The sequence below is a fragment of the Limnohabitans sp. DM1 genome, from assembly GCF_001269385.1.
Classification (GTDB): domain Bacteria; phylum Pseudomonadota; class Gammaproteobacteria; order Burkholderiales; family Burkholderiaceae_C; genus Limnohabitans_A.
This window is the reverse complement of sequence record NZ_CXOO01000080.1, coordinates 22,722-32,034: the sequence shown is the minus strand read 5'-3', so window position 1 is coordinate 32,034 and position 9,313 is coordinate 22,722. Positions and strand designations below refer to the sequence as shown.

The 9,313-nt window shown below is 58.8% G+C and carries 4 protein-coding genes; 3 read left to right on the top strand and 1 reads right to left on the bottom strand.

Translation table 11 applies throughout. The features are described 5' to 3' along the window. From AMM33_RS21380 to AMM33_RS21365, 3 genes are all read left to right on the top strand, one after another. Positions 1-5,061, top strand: a 5,061-nt coding sequence (locus tag AMM33_RS21380) for a beta strand repeat-containing protein (RefSeq protein WP_194945673.1), incomplete at its 5' end; no start/stop codon positions are given. Between the two features lie 267 nt (positions 5,062-5,328). After that, positions 5,329-5,622, top strand: coding sequence for a group II intron maturase-specific domain-containing protein (locus AMM33_RS21375; RefSeq protein WP_369802488.1), 294 nt, complete (start codon positions 5,329-5,331; stop codon positions 5,620-5,622). A gap of 683 nt (positions 5,623-6,305) precedes the next feature. Next, positions 6,306-8,336: a site-specific recombinase gene (locus tag AMM33_RS21365; protein ID WP_090143240.1), complete on the top strand. Its 2,031-nt coding sequence runs from the start codon at positions 6,306-6,308 to the stop codon at positions 8,334-8,336. 311 nt (positions 8,337-8,647) lie between these two features. Here the strand turns inward: AMM33_RS21365 and AMM33_RS21360 are convergent, their stop codons facing one another. Continuing rightward, positions 8,648-9,256: a hypothetical protein gene (locus AMM33_RS21360; RefSeq protein ID WP_090143239.1), complete on the bottom strand. Its 609-nt coding sequence runs from the start codon at positions 9,254-9,256 to the stop codon at positions 8,648-8,650. Positions 9,257-9,313 lie beyond the last annotated feature (57 nt).

Sequence of the window (9,313 nt, the reverse complement as noted above, 5' to 3'; positions counted from 1 at the left end):
CGACACGCGGCTGGGGTTGCCCAAGCGGATGACATTCACACCGCGCTGCCAGATGGCCTGATCAACCTGTCCGTCACCGAGACCAACCCCGCAGGCCTGAGCAGCGCACCGACCCCGCTGCCCGTCACCATTGACACGACCCCACCGGCAGCGCCCGCTGCCGTGCTCGACCCCACCAGCGACAGCGGCACCCAGGGTGACAAAACCACCACCGACACCACGCCAACMCTCAGCGGCGCAGGTGGCACACCGGGTGACACCATCACCATCAAAGACCCACAAGGCAACGTCATCGGCACCAGAGCGGTCGCGCCCACCGCCAGATGCCCGATACAGACCGCCACCGCCTTCCCTCATGTGACCATCACCTTGAGCGTTACAGCCACMGACCCGTCTGGCMWCGTCAGTGCCCCCACTGCGCTGCCCATCACCATCGACACGACCCCACCGGCAGCGCCCGCTGCCGTGCTCGACCCGACCAGCGACAGCGGCACCCAGGGTGACAAGACCACCACCGACACCACGCCTACCCTCAGCGGCGCAGGTGGCACACCGGGTGACACCATCACCATCAAAGACCCACAAGGCAACGTCATCGGCACCGCCGTGGTCGCGGCCAACGGCAGCTGGGCCATCACGCCCACCACCGCCTTGCCTGATGGCACCATCGCCTTGAGCGTTACAGCCACAGACCCGTCTGGCAACGTCAGTGCCCCCACTGCGCTGCCCATCACCATCGACACCACACCACCGGCAGCACCCGCTGCCGTGCTTGACCCGAGCAGCGACAGCGGCACCCAGGGTGACAAAACCACCACCGACACCACGCCTACCCTCAGCGGCGCAGGTGGCACACCGGGTGACACCATCACCATCAAAGACCCACAAGGCAACGTCATCGGCACCGCCGTCGTCGCGGCCAACGGCACTTGGGCCATCACGCCCACCACTGCACTGCCGCTGGGCCTGAATAACCTGAGCATCACTGCCACAGATCCGTCTGGCAACGTGAGCGCCCCGACGGCGCTGCCTGTCACGATCGAAGCCGAAGCCCAAGCCGTTGCCCCATCTGCCCCAGCCGCCGTGCTCGACCCCGCCAGCGACAGCGGCACCCAGGGCGACAGCAGTACCACCGACACCACGCCCACCCTCAGTGGCGCGGGTGCCACACCGGGTGGCACCATCACCATCAAAGACCCGCAAGGCAACATGGTTGGCACTGCCGTGGTCGCGGCCAACGGCAGCTGGTCGGTCACGCCCACCACACCGCTGCCCGCAGGTGCCAACAACCTGTCGGTCACGCAAACCAACCCGCAAGGTCTGACCAGCTCGGCCACAGCGCTGCCGATCACGATCGAGGCGAACACGGCCACGTTCTCCAGCATGACCAAGGACAGCGGTGTCACCACCACGCCCAACACCAACAGCAACTGGCTGACCAACGACACCTCGGCGGGCCGACTGGTCTCGGGCTTCTTGAGTGGGCCATTGGCCGCAGGCGAAGCGGTCAACGTCTACGCCAACGGCACCCTGATCGGCACCGCCACCGTGGCCGCCGGCGGCACCACCTGGGCGATCACTGACCTGAGCGCTTATGGCACCAACGCCAGCTGGACCTACACCGCCAAGGTGGTGGACGCGTCGAACACAGCAGGTCCGGTGGCCGAGCAAATCGTGAACACCGACCTGACGCAAGCCAAACCAGTCATCACCGGCGTGTTCGACACCGTCAACAGCTCGACCACCATTGCCAACGGCGGCAGCACTGCCAACGTGCTGAGCACCGTCAAGGGAACAGGTTCAGCGGGCGAGACGATTTACCTGTACGACAACACGGGTGCCAACCTGGTGGGGAGCGCCACCGTGGGTGCGAATGGTATTTGGTCGATCACAGGGCTTGCCAGCAACGCAGCATTGGGCGCAGGCAGCAACACCTTTGCTGCCGTTCAGACGGATGTGAACGGCAACATCAGTGCGCTGTCCAACCTGTGGACAGTCTCTGCACCGACGGCCAACGGGATTGCGAACGGCCGTTTTGAAACGGGTGATTTGACGGGCTTTAGCACCACTTTGGGTAAGGCAGGGTTTGTTTGGGATACAGACGGAGGTGGTGTGGCTTCCGTTGGAAACTACAACATCGTGACATTTATTGGCACCCCCGTGTCGCCGGGCATTGAACTGAACCAGTTGAATGACGGAACATGGGCACAAGGCACTTGGTCAGAAAAGACCAACTACGTTGCAGCCGGTGCAACCGGTTATGAAACGCGCAACAAATGGGGTGTGATGGCCAATGGCGGCAAATTCTTTTTTGCCTCCCTGGATTATTGGGGTGACAACCTTGTCCATTCCCCCACGTTCAAAAAACCATTTTTACAATCGAATTTGAGCGTTGAAGCGGGCAAAACCTACACCGTTTCCTTTGACTACTTCAACACGGTATTCGACGATTTGGGCACCTCTACACCCGCCAACCGAACAGGTATGGATGTACTGATCGGTGGCCAAAAGGTCATGACGACCATTGCCCGTTCTTTGGGTACGGTGACCATTGAATACACAGCCACCACCACAGGGACAGTGCCCTTGGAGTTGGCGGCTTACACGGACTATGCCAACGCTGACCTTGCTTTGGGTAACTTCTCATTCATGCCCGCTGTGGCCACGCCAGATGGCTCACTCGTGGACGGTCAATTCCTGTATGCCACACCCAATCCGGATTCATTGAATTACACAGTGGGTGCCTTGGACGCGCTGGCCAGCAACGACACCATCACCGCCACCAGCACCGGCTTGCAAGCCACGCTGGCCGCAGGTGGCCTGATCAACGGCGGCGAAGGCGTGGACACACTCAAGCTGGCCGCAGGCATCACACTGGACATGACCGCCATCACGCAAACACAAACGGTCAAGCCCATCCAGCAGGTCGAAGTGATCGAGATGCAGGGCAACTCCTTGCTGACCTTGTCGGCCAACAATGTCTTGTCTCTGGGTGGGGCCAATGCCACCACCATGGCGCCCTATAGCTTTGCCAGTACCTCGCAAACGGCCAGCAACAGTGGCGTGCAGGCCACCGGCACCACCAGCAGCACCAACAAGGTTCAGTTTGTGGTCAACGGCACCCACACCGACAGTGTCTTGCTGGAGGCCTTGAACACCGATGGCCTTGTGAATGCCAACGCGGTTGAAGGCAACACCGGTTTGGCGGGCCAGTGGCTTTACAAAGGCAGCATCAGCTTGACGGTCAACGGGGTGGCTCAGTTGTATAGGGTGTACGACCACAGCACCACCCAGGCCCAGATTCTGGTGGACGCCGACGTGAACACCAGCACCGACAGCAACGTGGCCACCATCACCCACGTCAATGCATCGGGCACCACCACCAAGGTACTCACCGAAACGTTTGACAACTTGCCCTACACCGTGCGGTCGATGGACTCATTCACTACGAACAACGGTTTAACGTTCCTGCAAGACATCAAGGCACCGAGTTTCACCATCGGTGCCGATGGCACGGGTGCGGGCAATACAGGTCGGGCATTGATATTGAACAACACCGAGTTGCCGGGAACAGGTACCCATCAGTGGAGTGTTCAGGGGCCGACAGGTATCACGCAGGTGTCAGCCAATTATTGGGATTTGGCCACAGGCGGCACGCCCGCACAGATCATCAAAAATGCTTCGCCCAGTGCGACAAGCACCATGGCCAGCGGTGGAACGCAAGCTGCACCATTGACCGTCACAACACCTACGGCAAGCGTCGGTTTGAACTCGGTTGGCTATGCCGGGCAACCGAATGACAAGTACTTTCTTGACAACTTGCAAGTCCGTGTCGAAGGTTTGGCAGAGACCACGCAACTGGCCCATGGCAGTGCCACGCGCTTCACCACCGGCACGGTCAACGGCACCTTGGCCACGCCTTTGCTGGCCGGTCAATATGTGCAGGTGTTCAGCAATGGCGTGAGCCTGGGCAACGCCACCGTCAATGGCTCCAGTTGGTCGATCAACGACACCACCATCGCCACAGGCGGTGATACATACACCGCCCAAGTGAAGAACGCCGATGGTTCTGCCGTCACCGCGTCCAACCGCTTCGAGTTGAACGCAGTGTCGGGCAGCACACCCAAACTGACCCTCAGCGACGACACCGTGGCCACAGTGGCCACGGGCGTGTCCGTCAACTACACCTTCCAGTTCGACCAGGCCGTGACAGGCTTTGATGCCAGCGATGTGGTGGTGACCGGTGGCGGTGTGAAAGGCCCGCTGATCCAGCTCGACAGCAAAACTTGGGTCATGAGCATCAACACGCCCAATTCGGGTGCGGGCAACATGACCGTGGCCGTGGCCGATGGCAGCTTCACGGCAACCACAGGTGGTGCAAGCGGTGTGGGGGCTTCAAGCTCACAGGCCTACGACGCGAGCTTGACGAAATACACCCTCGACGGATGGGGCGTAGGCGGCGCGACCGTCGGCAGCACGCCAGCGCCATTGGTCACGGGCCCTGCGGATGACTCGATTGATGCCGTTGGACAATCGACCAACGGTGTCGAATCTGTCAACTTGGGCGCAGGCGATGACGATCTGAAAATCTTCGCCTCCAACGTCACCAAATTGGCGCTGGCCACGGGCAATGCCAGCTTTGATGGCGGCACCGGTGTCGACATCTTGGAGCTCTTTGGCACTGGGATGACTTTGGATTTGACCAACGTGAACGTGGGCAACAACTTGAAAAACTTCGAGTCGATCGACATCACCGGCACGGGCAACAACATCGTCAAGCTCAACTTGAACTCGGTGCTCAACATGTCAGACATCGCCGACAACCTGGCCACCACCGCCAACGAGGCCAGCATGCTGGTGCTCAATGGCAATGCCGGAGACACGGTGCAACTGGTCGGCGGCATCAACTGGACCACGGTGACCAGCGGTGTGTCCGGTGCAAGCCTCACCGCCACCTACGGCTCAGGCTACGGCTTCACAGCCGCTGACACCTACCGTGAAATGAGCTTCAGCGGTGCCACCCTCTTCATCGACGAGGCCATGACAAGAACCAACGTGTAAAGCGCGCCAATGGTTATCCCTGGCCCCAAATGTCATGCCGGTGCACAGGACGCGGGACCCGGGATCCATTGGTCGGCGGCTTTAACGCCGACATGGAGCCCTCGCCAACCCACCCGTGTCGGAGCTAAAGCTGCCGACCTACAAATAAAACACGACCCATGTAGGGGACTGCACGCAAAGGGGACAGGGCTTTGAGTTCCTGGGCTACCGATTTGAGGCGGGCAGACGCTGGGTGCGGGACAAGAGCCTCAAGAGCTTGAAGACAAGGTGCGAGAAAAGACCCGGCGCACGAGAGGCGAGAGTCTTCGCGCTGTGATTGAAGATCTTGGCCCTATGCTCAAGGGGTGGTTTGGCTACTTCAAGCATGCGAACAAAAGCACGTTCCCAAAAATAGACGGATTCATCCGCATGAGACTGCGGGCGATGCTGCGCAAGCAGCAAAAGCGTCCGGGGCTGGGAAGGTGCCATGCCGATCACAAACGTTGGCCAAATGTGTACTTCGCTGAGTTGGGGCTGTTCACCATGACGCAGGCCCAATTGCAAGCGAGCCAATTCCGATGAGGAAACCACTGACTGGAGAGCCGTGTGCGGGAAAACCGCACGCACGGTTCGGAGGGAGGGGAGGCCTTGGCCTTCTCTACCCCCATCAAATAAACATCTCTTGTAGGTCGGCACCTTCAGGTCCGACATGTACGGGGGCGCATTGACGTGGGCAAGGTCTTTGTCTAAGGAAGGACGGCCCCCCCATGGGCATCAGCTGAGCGCAAACAAGGTGAAGCCGGCCGACTGCATGGCGATTTCTCCAAGCCATCCCACTGAAATGCCAATGGCTATGCCAATGGCGTCGTCCAAAAATTGGTATTTCGGGGGGCGGCTGCTGCTGTGTGTCGACGTGTGAGTTTGGGGGGCTTCCGAATGATGGTTTTTTGGCTGCTGATCGGGTGTCATCTGTTCTCCTGTGATTGCGTAAGGCCAACTCAAGCCTGAATTTAGGCAAACCATCTCTGAGTGTCTGTGCGCCATCTCACCCATGCTGGGGCGTTCGTGATCTCATAACCACACTGCTACATACAAGCTCTTTGCGTATCACGATGCGTTCTGTCGCTACCGTGCAGACCTGATGTCATCTTTGCCCCGACTCTCAAATGGGGTGCAGGTCACACGCCTTGTCAGTGCGTCAACAGACGGACTGGCTTTGGCGGGCAACGCAAAATCTTCAGGTGAATACACCTCCACCCCAAACGATGGCCCTGCCCGACAAGGGCGCCCTCAGCGCTGTGCAGCGCGATATGGCGGAACTTTTGCAAACCCTGGACCCCAACGCATCGTTGGTGCAGCGACATATCTGGCTGATAGAGCTGCTGCAGTGGGTGCGTGGTCCGCGCTTGGACACAGCGGCGTCGGTGGTGCGGGTGGAATATTTTTTGGACGCGCTGGATGCACACCCGCAAAAGCGTGCACAGATGCAGGACTGGTGGCGCATGCTCATCACCGATTTGGATGTGGCCAGTCTGCTGTCCGATTACGGCTTTGCGACAGGTAATTCCTTTCTCTCGGAACTGATGGATCGACTGCATGGCAAGCTCTTGCCTGCTACGCCAGAGACGCGCGATGGCAGTGAACTTTTTGCCTTGGCGCTGTCAGGGCCTGCAGATGCGCAGTGGATTGCGGCCTTGACTGCGCCCATTCTGGTGCGCTTGTCTGATCTGCTGACTTTGCCAGCTGCCCTGCCCATTGCGTCCACACAGCGTCCTCTCACGCATTGGCAAAACGCCCTGATCGAAGCCATCACCTTTTGCACGAGTCAAATCCGTGCGGCCGGTTTGTCGCCTGAATTGCGTCTTCGCATGAGTGCCGCTTCGCGGCACAGCAGCCCCTTTCTCACATTGGGCACGGCATTTGAAGCCGTTCGCGACAGTTGCTTGCAGGGGGGCGACAGCATGGCCGAATGGGCGCAGTTTCGCGCCCAATTGGAGATGTGCCGACAAGCCACCGTCTCGGTATATAGCCATCTGGACGAGCACGGCATCTCCATGGACTTGGTCTTTCGACTCCGCCAGATTCGTGCGCGTGTGTTGCGCATCCGCAGCTTGCTCGATTGCTTGCTGAGCGATGCAGACCATCTGCACAGCGCACGCCTTTTGTCGCAAATGGCTGGATTGGGGCATGAACAACGCAGCATAGGCGCACTGTTGCGTGCCAGCAGTTCCTTGCTGTCTGCCAAGGTGGCCGAGCGCAGCTCAGAGACCGGTGAGCACTACATCACCCGCACGCGTGCGGAATATCTTGCCATGATGCGCGATGCAGCGGGGGGTGGCGCCATCACTGCGCTCACGACTGCGGCCAAGTTCGGCGTGATGGCCTTGGCCCTGTCTGCATTTTGGTCCGGATACTGGGCCGGGGTGGTGTATGCCGCCAGCTTCGTGGCCATTCAACTGCTCCATTTCACCTTGGCAACCAAGCAACCTGCCATGACCGCGCCAGCCATGGCTGCCAAATTGCAGGACCTCAAGCAGCCAGGTGCGCTGGTGCTGTTTGTTGATGAGGTCACGCATTTGGTGCGTTCCCAAGTGGCTGCTGTCATCGGCAATGTGGTGGTGGTATTTCCGGTGGTTATTTTGTTGTCATGGCTGTTGCAGCAGCTTTGGGGTCAACCGCTGGTGGACGGGCAGCATGCCAACCAGGTATTGCAATCGCTCACACTGCTTGGCCCCTCGCTGTTGTATGCGGCCTTCACGGGTGTGCTGCTGTTTGTCAGCAGTTTGGTGGGTGGTTGGGTTGAAAACTGGTTTGTGCTGCACCGTTTGCAATCAGCCCTGCGTTACAACCCACGCATCGTCCGTCGCTTGGGCGCTGATCGTGCGATGCGTTGGGCGCATTTCATGCGGCAACAAATTTCCGGTTTGGCGTCCAATATTTCACTGGGTTTCATGCTGGGTTTGGTGCCAGCATTCCTGGGATTTTTGGGCTTGGCACTGGATGTGCGCCACGTCACGCTGTCCACGGGGCAGTTGGGTGCAGCTGCCGCCAGTCTGGGCTGGGGGGTGTTGCAGCAAGATGCCTGGTGGTGGGCTGTGGCCAGCATTCCCTTGATTGGCATGCTCAATGTGGGTGTGAGTTTTTACTTGGCATTTCGGGTGGCCCTTCGTGCCCTCAGCGTCAGCCGTGAGGGTCGACAACAAATTTACCAAGCCATTGGGCAGCGACTGCGTGAGGCTCCCATGAGTTTTTTTGTACCGGCCAGGGAAGATGCTGAGGTGAGCAAGCGTGATTGATCAGGAGTGATGAATGCTTGAGTACAAAGCATGTGGCGCGCCTTGTGGGCGTTCGCTTTTCGGCAAGTCATCGCGCCTGTGTTCAAGGGTCTAAGATGTTGCAGGTCGGCGGTCGAAGACCTCGACATGGGCCTGTGCCAAAACCCATCATGTCGGACTCTGCGAGTGGCGACCTACGATGTGTCATTTCTCACACATTTCAAACTTCAGCGTGCCGGATCAATAGGGCATGGGACCCGCGAAAAAAAAGAGCCCATGGGGCCCAGATGAATGAAAGCGCAGCGGGTGCCTTGGCATCCGCTGCAAGTGGCTTACTTGCCAAAGCGCTGTTTCGCATCGGCGATGCAGTTGTTCTTGACGTCTCCTGCAAAGGCATCACACTTTTCAATGGCTGTCTTGTAGTTGGCATCACGGACGTCGGTGTTGGCGCTTTTCTGGGCGCTGGCATTTTTGTCCATGGCGGTGGACTTGGCATCAGTGATTTTTTCGGCGGCCTGCTTTTCGTTTTCACTGGTTTTTTCCTTCAGCTTGGCATCTGCCATGGCTGCCGTATAAGCGGCATTGGCCTCTTTGCGGCACACATCCTTGGCGTTGCCCGTCTGGTCGTCGCATTTTTCCTTGGCAACTTCATAGCCAGCCTTGGCCTTTGCCACAAGAACTTCATACGTGTGCTTGGCGGAGGGCTCGTACTTGGCCTGCAGTTCTGCACGAGCGACTTTTTCAACCCCTTTGGCTTCTTCAATACAAATGTCTTTGGCATTGCCCGTGTGGACACTGCAAGCCTTTTTGGCGGCTTTGTATTTGACGGAAATATCTTCCTTGGCGGCTTTGTATTCGTCTTTTGACATGGGCGCCGCCGTGGCTGCGAATGTGAAGGTCAACAGCAATGCAGACAAAAGTGTGGTGCGTTTAGAGGTCATGAGTTTCCTAAAAGTGTGAATGAACAAATTGCAGCTTAGGCAGTCTGCCTGTGCGCA

Coding starts and splice junctions, on each gene's coding strand:
- AMM33_RS21360 (WP_090143239.1), bottom strand. CDS start 9,256: ATGACCTCTAAACGCACCACACTTTTGTCTGCATTGCTGTTGACCTTC.
- AMM33_RS21365 (WP_090143240.1), top strand. CDS start 6,306: ATGGCCCTGCCCGACAAGGGCGCCCTCAGCGCTGTGCAGCGCGATATG.